The organism is Streptomyces sp. NPDC050674 (genome assembly GCF_040654575.1).
In the GTDB taxonomy this organism is placed as follows: Bacteria; Actinomycetota; Actinomycetes; order Streptomycetales; family Streptomycetaceae; genus Streptomyces.
Genome location: NZ_JBFAIG010000007.1, coordinates 83,690 through 106,901, shown reverse-complemented (window position 1 = coordinate 106,901; position 23,212 = coordinate 83,690). Strand labels below are relative to the sequence as shown.

The window sequence follows — 23,212 nt, the reverse complement described above, 5'->3', positions numbered from 1 at the left end:
CTGGTCACGGTTTGTCCATCGCCCGTCGGGGCTCAGCGTCGGCGGACCCCGGGCGACACGGCCACCCGGCCCGCGACCCAGAACAGCGCCAGGGTGATGAGCGCCAGGACGGCGACCAGGGTGGCGCCGCCGACGACCTTCTCGTAGTCGCGCTGGTAGAGCCCGTCGACGATGTACCGGCCCAGGCCCCCGAGGCTGACGTAGGCGGCGATGGTGGCCGTCGACACGATCTGGATGGCCGCCGAGCGCAGACCGCTGAGGATCAGCGGCAGCGCGACCGGCAGTTCGACCTGGAAGAGGATCCTCGACTCGTGCATGCCCATGCCGCGCGCGGCGTCCACCGGAGCGGGGTCGACGGTGCGGACGGCCTCGTAGGTGGTCACCAGGATCGGCGGCACCGCGAGGACGACGAGGGGGATCATCACCGGCAGCAGGCCGAAGCCCATGACGATGACGATCAGCACCAGCAGCCCGAAACTGGGCAGCGCCCGGGCCGCGGTGGCGATGAAGGCGAGGGCGTTGCCGCCGCGCCCGGTGTGCCCGGTCAGCAGGCCGACGGGCAGGCCGATGGCGGCGGCGAGGGCCAGGGCCAGAAGCGAGTACTGGACGTGTTCGAGCAGCCGTTGGGGGATGCCGTCGTAGCCGTGCCAGTGGGCGCCGTCGCTGAAGAAGGCGTTGACGAAGTTCAGTACGTTCACCGGGTCACCACGTCCTGGGAGGCGGCGGGCGGTTTCCGCCATGTGTGCGGCTTCGGGCGCCCGCGGGTGCCACTGGGCATCCAGGGGGTCAGCGCGACACGCAGCAGCACCAGCAGGGCGTCGCAGGCGATGGCCAGGACGGCCGTGGTGATCACGGAGTTCACGGCGAGTTCGGGCCGGTCGTACTTCTGCGCGTCGGCGAGCAGGTTGCCGAGGGCGCCCTGGTTGCCGATGAGCGTGCCGACGCTGACCAGGGAGATGCTGGAGACGGTGGCGACCCGCAGGCCGGCGATGATGGCGGGCACCGCGATGGGCAACTGCACCTGGACGTAACGGCGTACGGGTCCAAAGCCCATGGCGGTGGCGGCGGCCAGGGTCTCCTGGGGCACGGACCGCACCCCGTCGACGATGGCCGGGACGAGCACCACGAGGCTGTACACGGCCAGCGGGATCATCACGGTCAGCTCGGTCTGGCCGGTGTAGTCGATGAGGACCACGAAGAAGGCCAGCGACGGGACGGCGTAGAGGACGGTGGTGGCGCCGAGCACGGGCGGGTACAGCCAGCGGAACCGGACACACAGCTGGGCGAGCGGCAGGGCCAGCAGCAGGCCGGCCAGCACGGGCAGCAGGGCCTCGCGCAGGTGGAGTCCGATCAGGCCGGCGTAGCTGTGCTGGAGGTCGCTCGGGATGTCGAAGAAGCCGTTCACGAGGCGACCTCGGCCTGTTCGGCGTGGCCGGCCGCGTGGGCACCGCGGATCGCCTCGCCGATGGTCGCCTGCGAGACCACGCCGGTGACCCGCCCGGTGTCGTCGACGGCGACGGCCCAGCCGGCCGGGGAGAGCACCGCGCAGTCGAGGGCGGCCCGCAGGGAATCGGTGCCGGGCACGAAGGGCCGTCCGTGCGGCAGGAGCCGGCCGGGGTCGATGTCACCGGCCGTCAGGTCGCGCGCCTCGGCCCACCCCAGGGGCCTGCCCTCGGCGCCGGTGACCAGCAGCCAGGGGGCGCCGGAGGCGGCGATCTGCTCGGCGCCGGCGTCCACCGGGATCACCGGGGCGCTGGTCAGGGGGAGTTCGGCGCAGGGGAAGAACGACAGCCGCCGGATGCCGCGGTCGGCTCCGAGGAAGTCCTCGACGAAGGCGTCGGCGGGGTGGGACAGCAGCTCGGCCGGGGGCGCGTACTGGGCGAGGTGACCGCCCTCGCGCAGCACGGCGACCATCGTGCCGAGTTTGATCGCCTCGTCGATGTCATGGGTGACGAAGACGATGGTCTTGCCCAACTCGTCCTGGATGCGCAGAAGTTCGTCCTGGAGCCCCTTGCGCACGACCGGGTCGACCGCGGAGAACGGCTCGTCCATGAGCAGCACGGGCGGGTCGGCGGCGAGCGCCCGGGCCACGCCGACACGCTGCTGCTGGCCGCCGGACAGCTGGTAGGGGTACCGCTTGGCGAGGGCGGTGTCGAGGCCCACACGCTCCATCAGTTCGGCCGCCCGTGCCCGGGACTTCTGCTTGCCCCAGCCGAGCACGCGGGGCACGGTGGCGATGTTGTCGAGGATCGTGCGGTGCTGGAAGAGGCCGGCGTTCTGGATGACGTAACCCATGGACCGGCGCAGGGTGGTGACGGGCCGGCGCTGGATGTCCTCGCCGTCGAGGAGGATCCTTCCCTCACTCGGTTCGACCATCCTGTTGATCATCCGCAGGGTGGTCGTCTTGCCGCAGCCCGAGGGGCCGACGAGGACGGTGATCGAGCGGTCGGGTATCTCCAGGGAGAGCCGGTCGACAGCCACCGTGCCGTCCGGATAGCGCTTGGTGACTGATTCGATCCGTATCAAGGCGCCGGAGCCCTTCGGGTTGGCGGAAGCGTTGGCCATGGTCGTACGGGCTGTTTCCGGACGAGTCTAGAGGGCGCCTCTCACCGGTCCGCGGGGCGTACGCCCCCCATCGGCAGGCGCACGGTGAACACCGTCGCTCCGGGCGCGCTGTCCAGCTCGATGCGGCCGCCGTGGGCCCGGACCAGCGACCGGGCGACCGCCAGGCCGAGTCCGCTGCCGCCGCGGTCGCGGCTGCGGGCCTTGTCGACGCGGTAGAAGCGGTCGAAGACCCGGGCCCGGTCGTCGGGCGGGATGCCCGGCCCGGTGTCGGTGACCCGCACCTCGGCCACGCCCGGCGCCACGGCCACCTCCACCGACACCTCCGTGCCGGCCGGGGTGTGCACGGCGGCGTTGGTGAGCAGGTTGTCGAGGACCTGCCGGATGCGCAGCGGGTCCATCTGCAGCCGCACCGGGCCGGGCCCCGCGAGGACCGTCAGCGGGTGGCCGGGGCGGCCCGCGCGAAAGGCGTCCGCGGCCTGGCCGACCAGCTCCACCAGATCGGCGTCCCGCAGCCGCAGCGGCGCCTCCACCTCCGCCGCGTCCAGTCGCGCGAGCAGCAGCAGGTCGTCCAGGAGGACGCCCATGCGGGCGGCCTCGGCGCGCAGCCGGGCCAGGTGCCGGTCGCGTTCCTCGGGTGCGTTGGCGGCGGCGTACTGGAAGAGGTCGGCGTAACCGCGCACCGACATCAGCGGGGTGCGCAGCTCGTGCGAGGCGTCCGCGACGAAGCGGCGCAGCCGCTGCTCGGCCTCGGCGCGCACGGCGAGGGAGTCGTCGATGTGCTCCAGCATCGTGTTGAAGGCGGTGCGCAGTTCGTCCACCTCGGGCCCGCCGTCCCGGCCGTCGGCCCGCAGCGGCAGCCGGGCCGCCGACTCGGTCAGGTCGTGCGAGGCGATGCCCTGCGCGGTGGACGCCATGTCGCTGAGCGGTTTCAGGCCCCGGCGCAGCATCCGGCGGCCGAAGACGACCAGCGCCAGCAGCGCGAGCCCGAAGGCGACGACCTGGATGGCGATGAGCCGCCCGACCGTGTCCTCGATGTCGTCCATGGGCGCGGCGCTGACCAGGACCACCCCGCGCTCCACCTGGCAGGCACGCAGCCGGTAGGTGCCCGCGCCCCTGAGGTGCTCGGTGCGCAGCAGCTCGGTGTGCGCGGCGGTCTGCGCCCGGGCCAGGGAGGTGAAGTCGTCCACGTCCTTCGGCAGGTCGGCCGGGTCCTCGGGCGTGCGCAGCTCCGGTCTGCCGTTCGGCACGTCGTACACCGCGTAGAACCAGCTGTAGTACTTCTTGCCGGACAGCGTGCCGTAGTCCGCGATGGACTTGGACTGCGCGATCTGGGCCTGCGCCAGCTGGGTGTCGAGCTGGGCGCGGAGATAGTCCCGCATGTACGTGGTCAGGGCCGTGCCGACGACGGCGAACACCACCAGGGACAGGGCGCCGAGGCCGAGGGCCAGCCGGGTGCCGAGCCGCATCCCCCGGTAGGCCCGTCGCAGGCGGGCGATCACTCGGCGGCCTGCCGCAGCACGTACCCGAAACCGCGCACGGTGTGGATGAGCGGCGTGCCGCCGTCGTCGGTCTCGTCGAGCTTGCGGCGCAGCCGGCTGACGACCAGCTCGACCACGTTGGAGCGGCCGCCGAAGCCGTACTCCCACACGTGGTCGAGGATCTGCGCCTTGGTGAGCACGGTGGGCGACTTGCGCAGCAGGTAGCGCAGCACCTCGTACTCGGTCGGGGTCAGCGACAGCAGCCGCTCGCCGCGCCGCACCTCACGGGTGTCCTCGTCCATCGTCAGGTCGCCGACCCGGAGCACGGACCGCTGGGAGGCGGGTCCGGCGCTGCGCCGCAGCACGGTCCGCAGCCGGGCCATCAGCTCCTCCACGGCGAACGGCTTGACCAGGTAGTCGTCCCCGCCGCGGGTGAGCCCGGCGACCCGGTCGGCGACGCCGTCGCGCGCGGTCAGGAACACCACCGGCACCATCGTGCCGGAGGCGCGCAGCCGGTCCAGGACGCCGAAGCCGTCCACGCCGGGCAGCATCAGGTCGAGCACCACGATGTCCGGGTGGAACTCGGCGGCCCGCGCCAGCGCGTCCTCGCCGGTGTACGCCGTGACCGCCTCCCAGCCCTCGTAGCGGGCGACGGTCGCGACGAGGTCGGCGATGGGCGGGTCGTCGTCGACGACGAGAAGTCGTACTTTCTCCACGCGCTCATAGTGCTGCACACCTCCCGCGCCGCCATAGCCGCACGTCCTCTCGCCGCCGGATCGATAAACACTTGAAAGTTGAGCGACAGCTTTCCGACAGCTCCCGCGCGCCAAGCTCGAAGCCCCCGGATCCGATCCAGGAGCTGCCGATCGTGACGACTCTCCATCCCCCTCCCGCGGCGACCCGCCCGCGCCTACGGCCGACAGTGGTGGGCCGCACCGGCCTGTACGCGGTGCTGCTGGCCAACGCGGTCGTGGTGGCCGTGTTCTTCGCGCGGGCCGGTTTCGCCTCGAACGCGCTGATCCTGCTGGGCCGGCTGACCGGGCTGTACGCGGCGCTGCTCATCGCGTTCCAGCTGCTGCTGGTGGCACGGCTGCCGTGGTTCGACCGGCGGATCGGCATGGACCGGCTGACGTCCTGGCACCGCTGGACGGGCTTCTCGGTGCTGTGGCTGCTGCTGTCGCACGCGGTGTTCATCGTGTGCGGCTACGCCCGGGCCTCGTCGCTGGACCCGGTGGACCAGCTGGTGGACCTCGCCGAGACCGTCGAGGGCGTGCTGCGGGCGATCGCCGCCCTGGCGGTCATCGTCGTGGTCGGCGCGGTGTCGGCACGGTACGCCCGGCGCCGGCTGGCCTACGAGACATGGCACTTCATCCACCTGTACACCTACGTGGCGGTGGTCCTGGCGTTCACCCACCAGGTCGCGGCGGGGACGACCTTCGCCTCGTCGCCCGCGGCGACGGCGTACTGGTACGGCGTGTGGGGTCTGGCCCTGGCCTCGGTGTTCGCCGGCCGTCTGGTGCTGCCGCTGCGGCGCAACCTCCGCCACCGGCTGCGGGTGACGGCGGTCGTCCCGGAGAACGACGAGGTGGTGTCGGTCCACGTCACCGGCCGCGATCTGGACCGGCTGCCCGCCCGGGCCGGGCAGTTCTTCCTGTGGCGGTTCCTGACGAAGGACCGCTGGTGGCAGGCGAACCCGTTCTCCCTGTCCGCCGCCCCCGACGGCCGTACGCTCCGCCTGACCGTCAAGCGGGCCGGTGACGGCAGCGCGGCCCTGCGGCACCTGAAGGTCGGCACGCGCGTGTTCGCCGAGGGCCCCTACGGCGCCTTCACCGCCCTGCACCGCACCCGCCCGGACGCCGTCCTCATCGCCGGAGGCGTCGGTGTCACACCGATCCGGGCGTTGCTGGAGGAACTGCGCGGACACGCCGTGGTGATTCACCGGGTGGCGACGGAGCGCGACGCCGTCCTCCACGACGAGCTGCGCGACCTCGCCTCGGCCAAGGGCGCCGAGCTGCACCTGGTGACCGGGCCGCCCGTGCCCGACCGGCTGGCGCCGCGGGAGCTGGCCCGGCTGGTGCCGGACATCGCCGAGCGGGACGTCTACCTGTGCGGTCCGCCGCCGATGATGAAGGCGGTGCTCGGCAGCCTGCGCGCGCTGGGTGTGCCGGCCTCGCAGACCCACTTCGAACGCTTCAGCCTGGCCGGATGACGAGGAGCAAGCCGTGAAACGAGCCCTGCCCGTCCTCGTCCTGAGCGTCGCGGGTCTGATCCCGCTCTGGCGCTACGCCCCGTCGCAGGAGACCGGGTCGCCGGCTGCCGCCGCGCCCGCGCCGGTCCCCTCGGTGTCGTCGCCGGACGGAACCACCTCCACGGTGGTGCCGGGGCCCACCGTCGACACCGAGAAGGGTCCGGTCCAGGTCGAGGTCACCTTCCAGGGCGAGAGGATCGCCTCGGTGCGGATGCTGCGGCAGCCCGGCCATCCGCAGACCACCGCGGCCGTGCCGAAGCTCATCGAGGAGACCCTCCAGGCGCAGAGCGCCGACATCGACACCGTCTCCGGCGCCACGATCACCAGCGACGGCTACAAGGAGTCGCTCCAGGCCGCCATCGACGCGAGGGGCTGAGCGGATGCGGCGCGTCGAGCACGTCATGGGGTTCCCGGTGTCGGTGCGGATCGACGACGAGGACTTCCCCGGGGCACCCGTGGACGGCCTGTTCGCCTGGCTGCGCGAGGCCGACGCGCGGTTCAGCCCGTTCCGCCCCGACAGCGAGGTGTCACGGCTGGACCGGGGCGAGCTGCGCGAGCCGAGCCGGGAGCTCCGCGAGGTGCTGGACCTGTGCGAGGAGTACCGGATCGCGACCGGGGGCGCCTTCGACGCGCGGCTGCCCGGCCGCGGTCTCGACCCCTGCGCCGTGGTGAAGGGCTGGTCGGTGCAGAAGGGGGCGGAGCTGCTGGCGGCGGCCGGGGCGAGGCGGTTCTGCCTCAACGCGGGTGGTGACGTGATCGCCTCCGGCGGTCCCTGGCGCGTCGGCGTGCGCCACCCCGAACACGCCGGCCGGCTGTGCGCCGTGCTGGACGTCACGGACCGGGCCGTGGCGACCTCCGCCCGGTACGAGCGCGGCGACCACATCCTCGACGGCCGCACCGGCCGCCCGGCGACCGGACTCCTCAGCCTGACCGTGCTCGCCCCCACCCTGACGGAGGCGGACACGGTCGCGACGGCGGCGTTCGCGCTCGGCGCGGAGGGCGTCGCGTGGGCCGCCGCCCGCAAGGACTGCGAGGTGTTCGCGGTCGACGCCCGGCGACGGGTGCTGCGCAGCGCGGGGTTCCCGGCCACGCGATGATGTGACCTTCGTCGACCGCGAGATGACAAGGCACGACCCGGCGCTGTCTCGGCATGGGCCGGAGCGGTGTGCGGGGGGTTGCACGTGCCGTAGCGGCATGTGGTCCGGTGGACTTACGTCCCGATGCCTTGAGGAAGGGTCCCCGCTCATGCACGCGTCTTTCACGCCACCCCGCCAGGTGAAGATCGGTGACGCGGCGGCCTTCACCGGCATCACGCCGCGGGCGATTCGCCATTACCACGAGATCGGGCTGCTCCCCGAGGTCGAGCGGGGCGGCGACGGCCGCCGCCGCTACGGGTACGAGGACATGATCCGCCTGCTGTGGATTCGCAAGACGGCCGATGCCGGGATCGCCCTGAACGACATCCGTGACGCCTTCACCACCGGCGGGGCTCCCGCCGGTGCGGCCGGCGGAGAAGGTGTCGCGGGCATCCTGGAACGCTTGGAGCAAAGCCTCGCCGAGCAGGAGGCGGAGTTGCGACGGCAACGGACCGCCGTGCAGCGGATGCGCACCGAGGGCAGCCGGACGGGCCTGCTCTCCGACGTCGTCACCGAACGCCTCAAGAGCCTGCCCGGGGGCTCCCTGCGCCAGGCGGACCTGGACAGTCTGCTGGTCACCGAGCGGATCTTCGGCCCGCTCGGCGCGGCCGTCCAGGCCACCCGCTTCGTCGTCCTGGCCACGCATCCCACTCTGCGGGAGGATTCCGACCGCATCGACGACGCCGAGGAGGCACTCGACGACAGTGTCGCCGTCGATGATCCACGAGTGGCTCACGTGGCCGCCGAGCGGCACGCCTTCGAAAGCGCCCTGCGGGCCGCCATCGAGGAGTCGGGCCTGGGCAAGGACGACGATGCCCTCTTCGACGCCTGGGACACGGTGCGCCCCGCCGCCGCCGATGACGGCGAGGGCGAGGCCGGCCTCGGCTCCGGCGGGCGGGAGGCCGACTCCATGAGCGTGTTCGAAGCCACCGGCAAGATGCCTTACGACTTCTCCCCAGCCCGCCTGCGCTGCGTGCGACTGGCCGAAGAGCTCTCCGCCCAGGACCCACCCGCCGCCCCGAACACGGCTTAAGCCTCCCGCAGCACCTTCACGTCCCACGCTCCGAGCGGCACCGCGTCGGCGTACCGGGCGTCCGACAGCACGTCCCGCACGGGCGCGGGCACCGGCACGGACACCTCGTCCCAGGACCAGTTGTGCAGGAAGCGCACCCGGCGGCCGTCCCGGGCGGTCGCGGAGGTCGCCGTGACGCTCGGGTGGGCCGGGCGCCAGGCGCCGTCAGGGGCCCACCGGCCGAACAGGGCACGGGCGAAGTCCGGGTCGGGCACGGTGCCGACGTAGGTGACGCGTCCGGCGCCGTGGCGGTGCGTGGTCGCGGCGGGCCAGCGGCCGAAGTGCGGGTGCTCGTAGGTGGCCAGGGTCTCGGCGCCCCGCGGCGTCAGCCCGTCCGCCCAGTGCAGGGCGTGCGCGCCGGGCGGGAGGGGCAGGGAGTGCGAGCCGTGGACGGGCAACGGCTCGCGCAGGTTGCTGAACTCGTCGTACGTCACCCCCGCGGCCTCGGCCAGCCGGCCCGGCTGGAGATCGGTGCGGGCCCGGGCCTCGGTGTCGCCGTAGCCGGTGCGTGGGCCGAGGACCAGATGCCCACCGGTCTCGGCGTAGGCCCGGAGCCGGTCCAGGACCACGTCGTCGGCGGCGTAGTAGGCAGGCACGACCAGCACCGGGGGCAGCTGGGCGTCCGGGAGTTGCCCGGGGTGCAGGACGCGCGCCTGGAGCCCCGCGTCGAAGGCGCCCCGGTAGAACGCGTCGAAGATCCTCTCGTACGACCGGCCGTCCGGGCCTCCGTCGGCACCGGCCAGCGGCGGCTGGCCCTGGAGCGCCCACTTGCTGGGGCCGTCGTAGAGGAAGGCCACGTCGGCGTCCGGGGTGAGGGCCGACACCAGATCACCGGCCCGCTCCAGCTCCGCTCCCAGCCGGGCCAGTTCACGGTAGACGCGGCCGGGGCGGCCGTTGTGCGGCAGGATGCCGCCCCAGTAGGTCTCGGCGCCGAAGTGCAGGGTGTGCCAGTGCCAGTACTCGATCATCGAGGCGCCGCGGGAAATCAGCGCCCAGGCCGCCTGGCGCCACTGACCGTCGTAGGCGGGGCGGTTGTCCCACGGTCCGCCGATGGCCTGCGCGTCGGTCTCGGTGACCAGGAAGGGCTCCTGGCGGGAGGAGTACATGCGGTCGGCGCTGCGGTACAGCGCCCAGGTGCCGTTGGTCGTCCAGCCCTGGTCCCCGGCGCCCGTGTCCGGCAGGGCGAGGGCGTCCTGCATCGTGTAGTACGGGTTGCCCGCGGTGACGTCGAGGCGCTCGGTGAGCTTGTCGTCCTCGACGCCCTGGCGGTCGTAGGAGATGCACGTCGTGACGAACTGGCCGGGCGCGGCGTACTCGCGCACGATGTCCGCCTGCCGGCCTATGAACTCGGTGACGAGCCGCGCCTGGAAGCGCCGCCAGGCCAGGTCGTACTGCGGCTGCGCGTTGCCGTCCGGCGTCCACAGGTCGGCCCAGGTGGACAGCCGGTGCGACCAGTAGACCAGGCCCCAGGCGCGGTTGAGGCTCTCCACGTCGCCGTAGCGCTCGCGCAGTTCGTCGGTGAACCGCTGGAAGACGCCGTGGTTGTGCAGCAGGTGCGGACCGGGTTCGTTGTCGACCTGCCAGCCGATGACGGCCGGATGGCTCGCGTAGCGTTCGGCGATCTTGCGGGTGATCCGCTCGGCGTGGAAGCAAAACGCCGGGTGCGTGAAGTCGACCTCCTGCCGGGCGCCCCAGCCGATGCGCTCGCCCGTGCGGGACTCCCCCGCGATCTCCGGGTACTGCCGGGCCAGCCAGGGCGGCACCGCGTACGTCGGCGTCCCGAGGATCACGTTGATGTCCCGCCGGTGGGCGCCGTCCAGGACCGGCTGGAGCCAGTCGAGGTCGAAACGCCCGTTGTCGGGCTCCCAGGTGGACCAGACGGACTCCCCGACCCGGATGACCGTGAAGCGGGCCTCGGCCATCAGGTCGAGGTCGTCCTCGAGACGGTCGCAGGGCTGGTACTCGTGGTAGTAGGCGGCGCCGAACAGCACGCGCCGGGGCAGCTCGAACATGGCTCTCCTGTATGGCGGTTGATGGAAACTCAGCCCTTGACCGCGCCGGTGGAGAGCCCTTCGAGGAGCTGCTTGCGCAGCAGGACGAAGAGGGCCACGGCGGGCAGGACGGCGAGGACGGCTCCGGCGAGCACGAGGTCGTACTGCCGCTGCTCGGAGACGAACAGGGTCTGCAGGCCCAGGGGCAGGGTGTACTGCGAGCTGTCGGAGACCAGCACCAGCGGCCACAGGAAGCTGTTGTAGCTCTGGAGGAACTGCCAGACTCCGAGCGCGCCCAGCGCGGGCCGCAGCAGCGGCAGCACGATGGTCCGGAAGATCCCGAACTCGCTCGCCCCGTCGATCCGGGCGGCCTCCAGCACCGAGTCCGGAACGGACTGCACGATGTACTGCTGCATCATGAAGATCCCGAACGCGGGCGCCGCCCAGGGCACGATCAGCGCGAACCAGGGGCTGCCGAGTCCGGTCTTCACCAGGATCACGAACAGCGGCACGAGGATCACCGCGAACGGTATCGACAGCGAGCCGAACATGACGCCGAACAGCAGCCGCCGGCCGGTGAAGCGGAACTTGGCGAAGGCGTACCCGGCGAGGGCGCACACGAAGACGGACACGCCCGTGGCGACGACGGCGACGACCGTGCTCATCAGGAACCAGCGGGCGAAGGGCTGCGCGGTGAGCAGGGCGCGGTAGTTGTCCAGTGTGAAGGGGTCCGGGAGCAGCTTCGGCGGGTGGCCGAAGATGTCGCCGCGCGGTTTGAGCGAGCCGCTCAGCGCCCACACCAGCGGGGCGAGGAAGCCCGCGAACAGGGTGACCAGGAAGGCGTACAGGGGCAGGCGGGCGCGTGTCATGGGGTGGCCCTCCCGATGCCGAGGAGACGGTTGAAGAGCCGGCTGAGGCCGAAGACGAGGACGAACAGCACGACCGCCGCGGCCGCGGCGTAGCCGAACTGCTGGCGCTGGAAGGCGGCCCGGTAGATGAACATGGTCACCGACAGGGTGGACTCGGCCGGCCCGCCGCCGGTCAGCAGATACGGCTCCTCGAAGATCTGGGCCGCGCCGATGAAGGACGTGACGACGACGAACGCCGTCACCGGCTTCAGCGCCGGCAGGGTGACGGTGGTGAAGGTGCGCAGCCGTCCCGCCCCGTCGAGTGCGGCGGCCTCGTACAGCTCCCTGGGCACGTTCTGGAGCCCGGCGAGGAAGAAGACGGTGAGGTAGCCGGTCCAGCGCCACAGCATCACCAGCGCGATGCTCACCCTGGCCAGGTCCGGATCACCGAGCCAGTCGACACCGCCGGTGCCCAGCAGCGCGCGCAGCAGGGCGTTCGCGAGCCCGGACTGCCGGTCGAAGATCAGCCCGAAGACGAGCGCGACGAGGATCGGCGACACCACGATCGGCACGAAGTAGGCGGTGCGCCACAGGTCCCGCAGGCGCAGCCCCCGGGTGTTGAGCGCCTGGGCGATCAGCAGGGCGAGCGGGACGACCAGACAGAGGGCGACCAGCACGAACACGGCGGTGTTGCCCAGGGCCCGGTGGAAGCTGATGTCGGTGGCGAGCAGCCGGTAGTTGCGCAGTCCCACCCAGTGCGCAGGCCCGAGTCCGACCCACTCGGTCAGGCTCAGCCACAGCGAGACACCGACGGGGACCAGCATGAACAGGACGTAGAGGATGTAGAAGGGCGAGACGAAGAGGTAGGGCGCCCAGGTCCGACGGGGGCGCCGCTTCTCCCCCGTGGCGGTGCTGCGCGCGCGGGCGGCGCCGGGCGGGCCGGTCAGGGTGGTGGTCATGGTGGTCCTCCGAACGCGGGGGGTGCAGCGCCTTCCAGGGGCGCGGGGCTGAATCGACATGCGGCTCCGCCGCGGGGCGCGGCGCACCACGACGGCGCCGCGCCCGCGCTACCGCCCGGCCTGGTCACGGAAATCCGCCGCCGTCCGCTTCAGTGCCTGCCGCGGCGACAGGTCCCCGTGGTACGCCCGCAGCAGGTTCCCCCCGAGCACGTCGTAGAGGATCGACTGGTCGGGGCTCTGATGGAACGGCGGTACGTCCGGCAGCAGCGACCGGTACAGCGCGAACAGCCGCTGCCCCGCGCAGAACTCGTCCTCGTAGGCGCCCAGCCGTGGATCCTCGTAGACCGACCGCCGCGTGGGCAGATAGCTGGTCTCGGTGAACCGGCGGACCTGCCCCTCGTGCGTGAGCCACGTCCTGAAGAGGAACTCCGTCGCCGCCCGGGTGTTGGCCTTGTCCTCGATGACACCGAACCCGGTGCCTCCCAGCGCGGCGGTCACTCCGCCTCCGGAGGCGAACCGCGGCAGTGCCCGCACCCGCCATCTGCCCTTCTGCTCGGGCACGTTGGTCACCAGACCGTAGTTCTTGTACCAGATGGCCATGGGCAGTCCGATGACCCGGCCGCTCTTCAGCGCGGTCTGCATGCCCGCCCCGTAGTAATCGGAGACCTCCACGACGAACCCGCTGCGCAGCCCGTCGCACAGGAACCGCAGCACCTCCTCGGCCTCCGGTGAGTCCAGGACCAGCCGGCCGTCGGCGTCGAAGAAGGCGCCGCCGCGCTGGTAGAGCAGCATCTGGAAGGACTGCACGACCTGGCCCGGGTCGCTGCCCACCGTGGGGACGACGCACAGCGAGGCCCCGTGGTCGCGGTGCACCCGCGCACCGGCCTCGGCGAACTCCTCCCAGGTCGCAAGGTCTTCGGGCAGGCCGTACTTCTCGAACAGGTCCCGGCGGTGGAAGTAGACGACCATCGGGGTGTCGGAGTCGAAGGCGTAGACCCGGCCGTCCCTGCTGAAGGGCGCGGTGCGGGCGGGCAGCAGGTCGTCCTTCAGCCCGGGGACGGCCTCGATGTCGGGGGTGAAGTCGTGCAGCAGCCGCTCGGCGATGTCGCCGCGCAGCATGCGCGGGAAGCTGCCGATCTCGAACCCGACGAGGTCGGGGGTGCCGCGTCCGGCGACGGCCTGGGCGAGCAGTTTGGTGACGATGTCCGGGGCGCCGGCCCGGGTGACCCTCAGGTGGTAGCGGAAGTCGCCCGCGCGGTCGGCCCCGGGGATGCCCTTCTCGAAGAAGGCCTCGTAGCCCGGGTCGTGGGTCCACAGGCCGAGGGTGACGTCGCCCGAGGTGCGGAGCGTGGGGCGGCCGCCGCCGCAGGCGGACAGCGCGATGGCCGCGCCGACGCCGAGGGCCCCGCGCAGCAGGGCGCGGCGGGTCGCGGGGGCGGATGCTGCCAGGGGATACGACACGTGACTCCTCACGTGGGACGGCTACGGGCGGGAGCGGGCGGAACCCGGTCCGGCGACCGGCCCGGTCGAGCCCCGCACGGTCAGCTCGACCGCCCGCTCGGCCATCCCGGCCGGTGCGGGACGGCCCTCGATCAGACCGACCAGCACCTCCACGGCACGCTCGGCGACGGCGGCGAAGTTCTGCCGGACGGTGGTCAGCGGCGGGAAGAGGTAGGCGGCGGCGGGGATGTCGTCGTAGCCGACGACGCTCACCTCGCCGGGGACGGCGCGGCCCGCGTCGGCGAACGCGCGCAGGGCGCCGATGGCCATGTCGTCGTTGGCGGCGAACACGGCCGTGACGTCCCGGAGCCGGGCGAGCTGCCGTCCGGCGGCGTACCCGGAGGCCGGGCTCCAGTCGCCCGGTGAGGGCAGCGGCGGCTCGGGCGTCCCGGCGGCGGCGAGGGCCTCGCGCCAGCCGCGCAGCCGGTCCCGGGCGGCCCACCAGTCCTGCGGGCCGGGTATGTGCCAGACGGTGTGATGGCCGAGGGACAGCAGGTGTTCGGTGGCGAGCCGGGCCGCCGCGACCCCGTCGGCGCCGACCACGGCCCCGGCGGCCCCGGGCGGGAGTTCGACACCCTCCCCGAGGCTGATCACGGGCACCTCCGCGGTCAGCCGCAGCGGAGTGCCGTCGTCGACCGGCTCGGACAGCACGATCCCGTCCACGCCCTGGTCCAGCAGCGCCTCCACGGCGGCCGAGACGCTGTGCCCCTCCAGGGTGCCGGCCAGGGCCACGGAGTAACCGGCCCTGCTGATCGCCCGTTCCAGCGCGATGAGCAGGGTGGCGGGGCCGTAGAGCGCACTGCCCAGCGAGACCACACCGATGCGCCGGTAGCGGCCCAGGAGCAGGGCCCGCGCCGCGGTGTTGGGGCGGTAGTCCAGGTCCCGGACGGCCCTCAGCACCCGGTCGCGCACCTCGGGGCTGACGTGCGGTTCACCGTTGACGACCCGGGACACGGTCTTCTGCGACACCCCGGCGGCCCGGGCGACCTCGGTCATGCCGGGCCCACGGCGGCGTCGCCCACCGGCGGTTCCGCTCGTCGGCATGGGGACTCCCGGGATCGGGTGAGGTCGACTGGGGCAGGGTCGACTACGTAGTCATGGGACCCACTGAGCGCGACAGGCGCCCTCTGACTACGTAGTCAGGCCAGTGTGGGGACCCGGACGGCCCGCGTCAACGATGTGGACGAAACAGGAGTTCGTGCGTCACCCACTCCCACCCCACCCGCACGGGTTAGCCTCGTAGGTCACCGAAGGTGAACGGGGGTTGCCCATGGTGAACGCCGATCGCACGCCGCCGGAGTGCCCCGGCGGGCATGACGGCATGCCGGAGAGCGACGCGGGGCGCCTCCTGCACAACCAGCTCGAGATCCTCATCCAGGACTTCCGCAGGAGCGCGGAACCGCCGATGCCGGTGTTCGTCGTGCACGGACAGGAGAGCCGGGACGACGAGGCGGTGGCCGGGCTGGTCCGGCAGTTGTACGTGGGCCAGGAGGCGCACGGCACGCGGTGCGCGGTGGCCCAGGAGGCCTATGAGGGCGCCACGGAGGTGCGCCGGGCCGCGGCCCTGGTCCGGGCGCTGAGCGACCCGCGCAAATGGGGCGGGCCGAAGGCGGTCTACCGGCGCTACGCGTTCCCGCGGCTGCGGCTGGTGCACGCCATCGACGACGCGGTCGCCGCCCTCGGCGACACCTGGCCGGTGCCCGCCCCGGGCAGTCCCGAGGCCGGGCAGGACCCTCGGCAGCGGCTCCTGAACGAGCTGGCGCAGCAGCGCTGGCGGCCGAAGAACACCGCCCGCTGGCGCTCGGGCCTGCCGCTGTTCGACATGGCGCACATCCTCCCGGCGAGCCTGGTGACCGTGCTCGCCGCGCTGCTGGCCCGCAGCGAGTGGTACGTGGCGGTCGGCGCCGGGCTCGTCTTCCTGCTGCTGCTGACCGTCCTGAACTACGTCCTGCCGGGGCGGGCGCCGATCTTCCTCTGGCTGCGCCGCGAGAGCCGCTGGTTCATGACGACGACCTTCCTGAGGGCGGCCGACCAGGAGGAGCCCACCGAGGTCTCGCTGCTGCGGCCGGTGCGCTCCTGGAAGGCGATCGCGGCCCGGGCCCAGGACGTGGCCGAAGCGCTCACGACGGGCGGTGACTTCCACCTCCAGCTGTGCGTGCTGGCGCTGCGCGAGGACCTGCGGGACAACCACCGCCGCTGGAGCTGGGACCTGCGCGGCTTCAAACGGCCGCGACCGCCGATGCTGTTCCTGCCGCACGCCGACGACCGCAACGGCGGCATCGAGCTGATCCGGGCCATCAGCGACGTCCGCAGCCGGCGCAGCGAGCTCGACCCGCTGCTCGTGGTGGCCGCGGTACGCGCCCACGACGTGCCGCGCATGGAGCGCAGCGTCGTCCCGGCGCAACCGGTCCCGGAGCCGGCGCCGCCCACGTTCGGCGTCCGGCTGCGCACCTGGTACCGGGAGTGGGGCCGCAACCTGCGCGCCGAGCAGTCGCCCAGCCGGGAACGCTCCGTCCTGCCGTGGGTGCTGAAGGTCCCGCTGCCGCACGACCAGTTGGGCCCCGTCGAGGAGGTCCGCCCTCATCTGCGGGCCTCCGCCCGGCCCACGCCCGCCCGGCTGGTGTGGGCCCTGCACACCCTGGTCCTGGTGACCGCCCTGCTGGCCGCGGGCACCGTCATGCGGGCCGACGCCCTGCACGACCGCTACTGTTCGGCGTCCGTGCTGACCGCCAACCGCGACACCCGCCGCGAGCAGACACCCGACGGCCGCCCGGAGTGCATCGGCATAGCGACGGGCGGCGTCCGTTTCGCCGACTGGCTGCCGGCGCCCGAGCCCGGCGACGACCTCAAGGCGCTCGCGGCGGACGAGGGCACGCCCTGGACGGTGGCCGACCTGGAGGACCGCATCGCCCGGCAGAACGAGAAGGTCCTCGCCGCCGGCACGTACGTCACCGTCGTCTACGCGGGGCCGCTCAGCGCCGCCACCGACTCCGGGTCCTCCCTGGTGAAGGGCGCCGAGGAACTGGCGGGCGTGTACCTGGCGCAGGCCGTCGTCAACGAGAACTCCAGTGTGAAGCTGCGCGTCCTGATCGCCAACGGCGGCGTGGACCTGGGCCACCAGGTCGGGATGGCCGAGGCGATCGCCGCGTACGCCGCCCATGACCCGACCGTGGTGGGGGTCGTCGGGGCGGGCCGGGACCTGAAGTCGAGCCGGGCGACGATCCGCACCCTGATGGAGGCCGGCCTGCCGGTCGTCTCCGGCACCAACTCCGCGACGTATCTGCCCCGCGAGTTCGCCAACTGGTTCGGCCTGGCCGCCACGGACGACTGGCAGATCCGTCAACTGGGTCTGATCGCCGCCCAGTTGCGCACACCGCACCGGCGCCAGTACTCCCTCGTCCTGGCCCGCGACACGGCGCGGACCGACGACCTCTACACCGACGAGCAGGCCCGCTACGGCCAGCGGATGCTGCGCCGGCAGGGCTTCACCCCGCTCGAACAGCGGCGCTACACCCTGAGCGGCGGCAAGCCGGAACTGCGCTCGCACGCCCAGGAGATCTGCCGCGGCGGCAGGGTCCCCTCCGTGATCTACTTCGCCGGCCGGGTGGAGGACATCGACCCGCTGATGACCCAGCTGGGCACCGAGCCGGGCTGCGCCGGCAAGCCCCTGGCCATCCTCACCGGCGACGACCTGTCCAAGGCCGACTTCGACGGCGGCGGGCAGTCCGTCGCGCCGAAGGTCACGCTGTACCACGCTGCCCTCGCGGAGCTGGGGACGGCCGCCGACGAGACGGGCTTCTACCTGGACGCCGCCACGTACCTGCCGGGGATGCGGGACCGCCGTCTGCGCTACGACAGCCCCGCCCTGGCCAGCGGCCAGACCGCCCTCGCCCATGACGCGACCCGCGCGCTGTTCTGGGCGGCCACCCGCGGGGACCGGCCGCAGAGCCGCGCCTCGACCTGGGTGAACCTGCGCAGCGTCAAGATCGAGGGCATGGCCACCGGCACGATCGACTTCACGGGCGCCCCGCTGTACGGCGACCGCACGGGGCACAGCATCGTCCTCAAGGAGGTCCGCCGCACCAGGGACGGCACCGCCCGCCCTCGCGTGGTGTGCAGGCGCAAGGCGGGGGACACGGCACCCCTCACACAGAAGGAGTGCCGGATCCGCTGAGCGTCGTCTCAGTCCTGCGCGGGAGCCAGTCGCAGCGCGATCGAGTTGATGCAGTACCGCTGGTCCGTGGGCGTGGGGTATCCCTCGCCCGCGAACACGTGCCCGAGGTGCGAGCCACACCGGGCGCAGCGCACCTCGGTCCGCACCATGCCGTGCGACCGGTCCTCGATCAGCTCCACCGCGTCGGTGTCCTTGGGGTCGAAGAACGACGGCCAGCCGCAGTGCGACTCGAACTTCGTGTCCGAGGTGAACAGCTCCGCGCCGCAGGCGCGGCAGGAGTAGACGCCCCGGGTCTTGGTGTCGGTGTACTCACCGGTGAAGGCGGGCTCGGTGGCCGCCTGCCGCAGGACCGCGTACTCCCCCGGGGAGAGCTCCGCGCGCCACTGCTCGTCCGGCTTCTCCACGTCGTACGGCATGAGCCTCCAGCCCCTCAGTTCGACAGACGGTCCAGGATCAGCGGGCCGAGGTCGGTGACGTCGCCCGCTCCCATGGTGAGAACGAGATCACCGGGCTTGGCCATTCCCGCGACGGCCGACGGGACGTCCGCCTTGTCGCCCACCGGCGTCACGTCCGCGCCCGCGGCCCGGGCCGCCTCGATGATCAGCTCGCTCGTCACGCCCGGGATCGGGTCCTCGCGGGCCGGGTAGATGTCCAGCACGATCGAGGCGTCCGCGAGGGCGAGGGACCGGCCCATCTCCTTGCCGAGCTCCTGCGTCCGCGAGAAGAGGTGCGGCTGGAAGACCACCAGGATGCGGGAATCGCCCGCCGCCGCCCGCATGGCCTCCAGGTCGGCGGTCATCTCGGTGGGGTGGTGCGCGTAGGAGTCGATGACCTGCACGCCCGCGGCCTCGCCCTTCAGCTGGAGGCGCCGCTTCACGCCCGTGTAGGCGGCGATCGCCGGGGCCAGCTCGGCCGCCGGGACCCCGAGGGCCACGCCCGCGGCCAGCGCGGCGACCGCGTTGTGCGCGTAGTGCCGGCCGGGCACGGAGACCGCGAAGGTCAGCTCCTCGCCCTCCAGCACCACCGTGACCTCGCTCTTCAGCCCCTGCGGCACGACGGACAGGATGCGCACGTCGGCGTCCTCGGACTCGCCGTAGGTCACGACGGTCACGTCGCACGCCCGGACGCGGCGCGTCAGTTCCCGGGCGCCGTCGTGGTCGGCGGCGATCACCAGCGTGCCGCCCTCGGTGATCCGGTCGACGAACGTCTCGAACGACTCGTAGATCTCGTCCATCGAGGCGTAGTTGGCGTGGTGGTCCAGCTCGACGTTGAGGACGATCGCGACCTCGGGCGCGTACTTGTGGAAGCTGCGGTCCGATTCGTCCGCCTCGGCGACGAAGATCTCGCCCTCGCCGTGCAGCGCGTTGGAGCCGGGGGCGTCCAGGTCCCCGCCGATCGCGTAGGAGGGCTTCAGGCCCAGTTCGCTCAGCGACACGGCCAGCATCGAGGTGGTGGTCGTCTTGCCGTGCGTGCCGGCGACGGCGATCGGCCGCAGCCCGTCCATCAGCGCGGCGAGCGCGTCCGAGCGGTGCACGACGGGGATGCCGAGCTCGGCCGCGCGGGCCAGCTCGGGGTTGTCCTGGCGGATCGCCGAGGAGACGACCACACAGCTGGCGTCGTCGGCGAGGTGCCCGGCGGCATGCCCGATGTGCACGGTCGCGCCCAGCGCGCGCAGCGCCTCGGCCGTGGCCGACTCCTTGGCGTCGCTGCCCGCCACCACGGCCCCGCGCTGGGCGAGGATCTTCGCGATACCCGACATTCCGGCCCCACCGATCCCGATGAAGTGCGGTCGGTCCATGGCGGGAGGAAGGCCGGCTGCCATGCGTGTCTCCAAGTTCGGGTGACGAGAGTGAGCGGGCCAAGCCTATTGCGTGCGCGGGGCCGGACCTCCCATCAGGGGCCCTACGCCTTGCTGTGCGAGAACAGCTTCAGCACCGGCACCCCGACCTTGTGCCGGGCCCGGGAGGCCCAGTCCCGGTGGAAGAACTCCTCCACGTAGTGGGGGTCGGTCAGCACGATGACCTCGTCCGCCCCGACCTCTTCGACCAGGGACTTCAGCGCGTCCAGCGGGTGATCCTCGATCAGCCGTCCCTCCGCCGCGCTGCCCGAGGCCCGCAGCGCGGCCAGGGAGACCTCCAGCGCCCGCTGCCCGACGCTCAGGGCCTCTTCGCCCTCCGGGGTCTCCCCCTCACGGACGGCCTCGTCGAGCTCGCCGAGCGCCACGTCGTCGATGGCCCGCAGCAGGCGGTCCGCCTGCTCGCCGCGCGGCTGGAGCAGCACCTGGAAGGAGACCTGCTCCTCGCCGTGCAAGGTGGTGACGAACTCCACGTCGGCCGACGTCAGCGCCTTCTCGATCATCAATACGCTGGTGAACACCAGGCGCCCCTTCCGCTCCGGGGGCCCGTGGCCCCACTCCTCCGCGGGCCGCGCCGGGCCCTGCGGAAACCATCCTGCCCCGTGTTCGCACGGGTACTGCCTGATCCAGTGTGCCCTCCAGAAACCGAACGGAGTGGCATATTCCACCGACGAACGGGCGGACCGCGATCTTCCGCGATCTTCCCCGCCTTTCCCGGGCGAACCGGCAGGCCGGCCCACCCGGCCGCCGACACCTTGTACCCCGCGACCGGCGGTTCAGCGCGTCAGGCACGCCCGTAGCGCGTGAAGAGGAAGCCGTCCTCCTCCAGCATCGACACCAGCGAGAAGCGGTGCGGGACCGTGACCGCGGGCCCTCCCGCGATGCGCTGGGCGTCGCCCGCCGTGAGCATCGGGGAGACGGTCAGGCACAGCTCGTCGAGCACACCGGCCGCGACCAGCTGGCCCAGCAGCCGCGGGCCGCCCTCGGTCAGCAACCGGGTGTGGCCGAGGCCGGCGAGTTCCCGGACGGCCCGGGCGGGATCGATGCCGATGCCGTCCCCGGCGGTCACCACCAGTGCGCCCGCCTTCTCGGCGGCCGCGACGCGGTCGGGGGCGGCCGCGGCGCCGGTGAGGATCAGGGTGGGCACCAGGGGCGAGGTGAACAGCGGGAGCGAGAAGTCCAGGTCGAGGCCGGCGCTCACCACCGCGATCGCGGGTGCGGGCCGCTGCCCGGCCGCCTCCCGCATCGCGGCGAAGTCCTCCCGCGCCCGGGCCGGCCGGTACCCCTCCTTGCGCACCGTCTCCGCTCCGACCACCACGACGTCCGCCAGCGCCCGCAGGGTGCCGAAGATCCGCATGTCGGTGGCGCTGGAGATGGGCTGCGAACGGCCGTCGTGCTGGGCGGCCCCGTCCAGCGTGGACACCATGTTGGCGCGCAGCCACGGCACCGGCCCCCCGGGCCCCGGCTCGGGGTAGGCGTAGGCGGCGGCCAGCTCGTCCAGGCTCCACTCCCGTCCGGCGTCCCCGCCTGGGGCGCCACCCGGGGCCGGAGCTGCTGTTTCATCGGTCACAGGGAACAGACGTCGCATGCCGTGCAGTGTTCCACGCCCCGTAGCATGGTGAACCGTGTCCTCTTCCCCCGTCCCCTCCGGAACCGGCCCTGTGACCGACCCGGCCCCGCTGTCCCTGTGCGCCCGTGAGCCGCGCGTTCCCGCGGACCGGCTGGTCGCCGAGATGGTGCCGCCGCCGCGGTTCGACTCCGTCCGCTTCAGCACGTACCTCCCCGACCCGAACCAGCCCAGCCAGACGGAGGCCGTCCGGGTCCTGGAGGATTTCGCGGCGGGCCTCGGCCCGGGGGCGTCGGCCGGCTCCGGCAAGCGGCGGCTGTTCGGCTTCGGCAAGGCGGCGAAGAAGGCTCCCGCCGGACCGCGCGGTGTCTACCTGGACGGCGGTTACGGCGTCGGCAAGACCCACCTGCTGGCGTCCCTGTGGCACGCCACCCCGGCCGAGCCCTCGCTCAAGGCCTTCGGCACCTTCGTGGAGCTGACGAACCTGGTCGGCGCCCTCGGGTTCCAGCAGACCGTGCAGACCCTGTCCGGCCACCGCCTGCTGTGCATCGACGAGTTCGAGCTCGACGACCCGGGCGACACCGTCCTGGTGTCGACGCTGCTCGGCAAGCTCGTCGACGCGGGCGTCGCGCTCGCCGCCACCTCCAACACGCTGCCGGGCAAGCTCGGCGAGGGCCGGTTCGCCGCGGCCGACTTCCTGCGCGAGATCCAGGGCCTGTCGGCCCACTTCCGCGCCCTGCGCATCGACGGTGAGGACTACCGCCACCGCGGCCTGCCCGAGGCACCCCCGCCGTACTCCGACGAACAGGTGACGAAGGCGGCGCACGCCACCGAGGGCGCCTCCCTCGACGCGTTCTCGCCCCTCCTGGAGCACCTGGCCCGGGTCCACCCCAGCCGGTACGGCGCTCTGACCGACGGCGTCAAGGCCGTGTGCCTCACCGGGGTGCGGCCGGTTCCCGACCAGTCGACGGCTCTCAGGCTCGTCGTCCTCGCGGACCGGCTCTACGACCGCGAGGTGCCCGTGCTGGCCTCGGGCCTGCCCTTCGACCGGCTCTTCAGCGACGAGATGCTCAACGGCGGCTACCGCAAGAAGTACTTCAGGGCCATATCCCGGCTCACCGCCCTCGCCCGCGACGCGGGCAAACTGGCGGACCTCGGGTAACCACAGCCCCAACCGCCCGGCGGAAAGGGCTTGTTCAAGCCAGCCCACCTGCGGTTTTCAGGCTCTCTTCAGCTTGAAACGTTAAGTTAACCCTGCAAACGACTTTGCAGGGTTAACGTGTTTCTTGACCAGTCGTTGACCAACTGTTGGTCAGCGCTAGACGTGTCAATCACCTGAAGGGGGGCGCATGTTGCGAGGTACGACGGCACGAACCGTGGTTTCGATCCTCGCCGCCGCCCTGCTCGCCCTCCAGTTCTTCGCACCGACGGCGTCCTTCGCATCCGCGCACACGCACGGTCAAGTCGAGGCCAAGGCTCAGCCCGGCCCACAGCCCTCCGGAAAGTCCTCGCGCCCCGGCCACAAGCCGCCCGGGAAGGCTCTGCGCGACGAGACGGCGACCTGCCGCGCCGGACACCACGGGGACCCGACCGGTCCCCTGCGCACCCGCGACCGGTCCCACGCCGCCGACTCGGCGCCCACGGCGCCCGAACGGCCGCTGCACAGGCACATCAGGCCGGCGGCACCACCGGCGGCCGGACCCGGCGCCGCGCACCACCGCACATCGAGATCCTCGACGTCGCACACCCCGGCAGCGCTTCAGGTCTTCCGCTGCTGAGGCAGCCGAGCCGTTTCCCCCCACCCCTGTCATGCCCGTCC

General features: G+C 72.5%; 21 protein-coding genes. 7 read left to right on the top strand and 14 right to left on the bottom strand.

The genetic code is table 11. From position 1 onward, the window contains the following. Positions 1-32: 32 nt before the first annotated feature. The 5 genes from AB0I06_RS14005 to AB0I06_RS13985 form a co-directional block, all read right to left on the bottom strand. Positions 33-698, bottom strand: a complete 666-nt coding sequence (locus AB0I06_RS14005) for an ABC transporter permease (RefSeq protein WP_363119009.1) — start codon at positions 696-698, stop codon at positions 33-35. Next, positions 695-1,405, bottom strand: coding sequence for an ABC transporter permease subunit (locus tag AB0I06_RS14000; protein WP_363119008.1), 711 nt, complete (start codon positions 1,403-1,405; stop codon positions 695-697). Before AB0I06_RS14000 ends, AB0I06_RS14005 begins: the two co-directional genes overlap by 4 nt. Beyond that, positions 1,402-2,526 (bottom strand): ABC transporter ATP-binding protein, encoded by a 1,125-nt coding sequence (locus AB0I06_RS13995; RefSeq protein ID WP_363119204.1) that lies wholly within the window; start codon positions 2,524-2,526, stop codon positions 1,402-1,404. The genes AB0I06_RS14000 and AB0I06_RS13995 overlap by 4 nt, the downstream gene beginning before the upstream one ends. An 80-nt stretch (positions 2,527-2,606) precedes the next feature. Then, positions 2,607-4,064 (bottom strand): HAMP domain-containing sensor histidine kinase, encoded by a 1,458-nt coding sequence (locus AB0I06_RS13990; RefSeq protein ID WP_363119007.1) that lies wholly within the window; start codon positions 4,062-4,064, stop codon positions 2,607-2,609. Further along, the gene (locus AB0I06_RS13985) at positions 4,061-4,759 is read right to left on the bottom strand and encodes a response regulator transcription factor (RefSeq protein WP_363119006.1); all 699 of its coding nucleotides are present in this window, start codon (positions 4,757-4,759) and stop codon (positions 4,061-4,063) included. Before AB0I06_RS13985 ends, AB0I06_RS13990 begins: the two co-directional genes overlap by 4 nt. Positions 4,760-4,911: 152 nt before the next feature. Between AB0I06_RS13985 and AB0I06_RS13980 the strand changes: the two genes are divergently transcribed. The 4 genes from AB0I06_RS13980 (at position 4,912) to AB0I06_RS13965 (ending at position 8,460) form a co-directional block, all read left to right on the top strand. After that, complete coding sequence (locus AB0I06_RS13980) at positions 4,912-6,252, top strand: ferredoxin reductase family protein (RefSeq protein WP_363119005.1); 1,341 nt, start codon at positions 4,912-4,914, stop codon at positions 6,250-6,252. 13 nt (positions 6,253-6,265) lie between these two features. After that, positions 6,266-6,667, top strand: a complete 402-nt coding sequence (locus tag AB0I06_RS13975; protein WP_363119004.1) for an FMN-binding protein — start codon at positions 6,266-6,268, stop codon at positions 6,665-6,667. A gap of 4 nt (positions 6,668-6,671) precedes the next feature. Next, positions 6,672-7,388, top strand: a complete 717-nt coding sequence (locus tag AB0I06_RS13970; RefSeq protein ID WP_363119003.1) for an FAD:protein FMN transferase — start codon at positions 6,672-6,674, stop codon at positions 7,386-7,388. 148 nt (positions 7,389-7,536) lie between these two features. After that, positions 7,537-8,460, top strand: coding sequence for a MerR family transcriptional regulator (locus AB0I06_RS13965; protein ID WP_363119002.1), 924 nt, complete (start codon positions 7,537-7,539; stop codon positions 8,458-8,460). Here AB0I06_RS13965 and AB0I06_RS13960 read toward each other — a convergent pair. From AB0I06_RS13960 to AB0I06_RS13940, 5 genes are all read right to left on the bottom strand, one after another. Further along, entirely contained in the window at positions 8,457-10,511 is a 2,055-nt protein-coding gene (locus AB0I06_RS13960; protein ID WP_363119001.1) for a beta-galactosidase, read from the bottom strand. The two genes, AB0I06_RS13965 and AB0I06_RS13960, sit on opposite strands and share 4 nt — an antisense overlap. A gap of 29 nt (positions 10,512-10,540) precedes the next feature. Beyond that, positions 10,541-11,359, bottom strand: coding sequence for a carbohydrate ABC transporter permease (locus AB0I06_RS13955; RefSeq protein WP_363119000.1), 819 nt, complete (start codon positions 11,357-11,359; stop codon positions 10,541-10,543). Next, positions 11,356-12,297, bottom strand: coding sequence for a sugar ABC transporter permease (locus AB0I06_RS13950; RefSeq protein WP_363118999.1), 942 nt, complete (start codon positions 12,295-12,297; stop codon positions 11,356-11,358). The genes AB0I06_RS13955 and AB0I06_RS13950 overlap by 4 nt, the downstream gene beginning before the upstream one ends. Positions 12,298-12,405: 108 nt before the next feature. After that, positions 12,406-13,758 carry an extracellular solute-binding protein gene (locus AB0I06_RS13945; protein WP_363118998.1) on the bottom strand — a complete coding sequence of 451 codons (1,353 nt, stop codon included), beginning with the start codon at positions 13,756-13,758 and terminating at the stop codon, positions 12,406-12,408. A 21-nt stretch (positions 13,759-13,779) separates the two neighbouring features. Then, positions 13,780-14,841, bottom strand: a complete 1,062-nt coding sequence (locus AB0I06_RS13940; protein WP_363118997.1) for a LacI family DNA-binding transcriptional regulator — start codon at positions 14,839-14,841, stop codon at positions 13,780-13,782. A 226-nt stretch (positions 14,842-15,067) separates the two neighbouring features. Here AB0I06_RS13940 and AB0I06_RS13935 point away from each other — a divergent pair, with 226 nt between their 5' ends. Then, entirely contained in the window at positions 15,068-17,971 is a 2,904-nt protein-coding gene (locus AB0I06_RS13935; RefSeq protein WP_363118996.1) for an ABC transporter substrate-binding protein, read from the top strand. A gap of 8 nt (positions 17,972-17,979) precedes the next feature. Here AB0I06_RS13935 and msrB read toward each other — a convergent pair whose 3' ends face one another. The 4 genes from msrB to AB0I06_RS13915 all read right to left on the bottom strand — a co-directional run bounded on the left by msrB (position 17,980) and on the right by AB0I06_RS13915 (position 21,414). After that, positions 17,980-18,387 (bottom strand): peptide-methionine (R)-S-oxide reductase MsrB, encoded by a 408-nt coding sequence (msrB, locus tag AB0I06_RS13930; RefSeq protein ID WP_363118995.1) that lies wholly within the window; start codon positions 18,385-18,387, stop codon positions 17,980-17,982. 14 nt (positions 18,388-18,401) lie between these two features. After that, entirely contained in the window at positions 18,402-19,793 is a 1,392-nt protein-coding gene (gene murC, locus AB0I06_RS13925) for a UDP-N-acetylmuramate--L-alanine ligase (RefSeq protein ID WP_363118994.1), read from the bottom strand. A gap of 80 nt (positions 19,794-19,873) precedes the next feature. Beyond that, positions 19,874-20,347, bottom strand: coding sequence for an indole-3-glycerol phosphate synthase (locus AB0I06_RS13920; RefSeq protein ID WP_363118993.1), 474 nt, complete (start codon positions 20,345-20,347; stop codon positions 19,874-19,876). A 263-nt stretch (positions 20,348-20,610) separates the two neighbouring features. Continuing rightward, positions 20,611-21,414, bottom strand: coding sequence for a pyrimidine reductase family protein (locus tag AB0I06_RS13915; protein WP_363118992.1), 804 nt, complete (start codon positions 21,412-21,414; stop codon positions 20,611-20,613). A 37-nt stretch (positions 21,415-21,451) separates the two neighbouring features. Here AB0I06_RS13915 and zapE point away from each other — a divergent pair, with 37 nt between their 5' ends. Together zapE and AB0I06_RS13905 are read left to right on the top strand one after the other, a co-directional pair. Continuing rightward, positions 21,452-22,555, top strand: a complete 1,104-nt coding sequence (zapE, locus tag AB0I06_RS13910; RefSeq protein ID WP_363118991.1) for a cell division protein ZapE — start codon at positions 21,452-21,454, stop codon at positions 22,553-22,555. Positions 22,556-22,742: 187 nt separating this feature from the next. Then, positions 22,743-23,171 (top strand): hypothetical protein, encoded by a 429-nt coding sequence (locus tag AB0I06_RS13905; RefSeq protein ID WP_363118990.1) that lies wholly within the window; start codon positions 22,743-22,745, stop codon positions 23,169-23,171. The last annotated feature ends 41 nt before the right edge of the window (positions 23,172-23,212 follow it).

Bases quoted from the DNA above. Each gene is read 5' to 3' on its own strand.
- AB0I06_RS13970 (WP_363119003.1), top strand. From the start codon at position 6,672: ATGCGGCGCGTCGAGCACGTCATGGGGTTCCCGGTGTCGGTGCGGATC.
- AB0I06_RS13965 (WP_363119002.1), top strand. From the start codon at position 7,537: ATGCACGCGTCTTTCACGCCACCCCGCCAGGTGAAGATCGGTGACGCG.
- AB0I06_RS13960 (WP_363119001.1), bottom strand. From the start codon at position 10,511: ATGTTCGAGCTGCCCCGGCGCGTGCTGTTCGGCGCCGCCTACTACCAC.
- AB0I06_RS13955 (WP_363119000.1), bottom strand. From the start codon at position 11,359: ATGACACGCGCCCGCCTGCCCCTGTACGCCTTCCTGGTCACCCTGTTC.
- AB0I06_RS13950 (WP_363118999.1), bottom strand. From the start codon at position 12,297: ATGACCACCACCCTGACCGGCCCGCCCGGCGCCGCCCGCGCGCGCAGC.
- AB0I06_RS13940 (WP_363118997.1), bottom strand. From the start codon at position 14,841: ATGCCGACGAGCGGAACCGCCGGTGGGCGACGCCGCCGTGGGCCCGGC.
- AB0I06_RS13935 (WP_363118996.1), top strand. From the start codon at position 15,068: ATGGTGAACGCCGATCGCACGCCGCCGGAGTGCCCCGGCGGGCATGAC.
- msrB (WP_363118995.1), bottom strand. From the start codon at position 18,387: ATGCCGTACGACGTGGAGAAGCCGGACGAGCAGTGGCGCGCGGAGCTC.
- murC (WP_363118994.1), bottom strand. From the start codon at position 19,793: ATGGCAGCCGGCCTTCCTCCCGCCATGGACCGACCGCACTTCATCGGG.
- AB0I06_RS13915 (WP_363118992.1), bottom strand. From the start codon at position 21,414: ATGCGACGTCTGTTCCCTGTGACCGATGAAACAGCAGCTCCGGCCCCG.
- AB0I06_RS13905 (WP_363118990.1), top strand. From the start codon at position 22,743: ATGTTGCGAGGTACGACGGCACGAACCGTGGTTTCGATCCTCGCCGCC.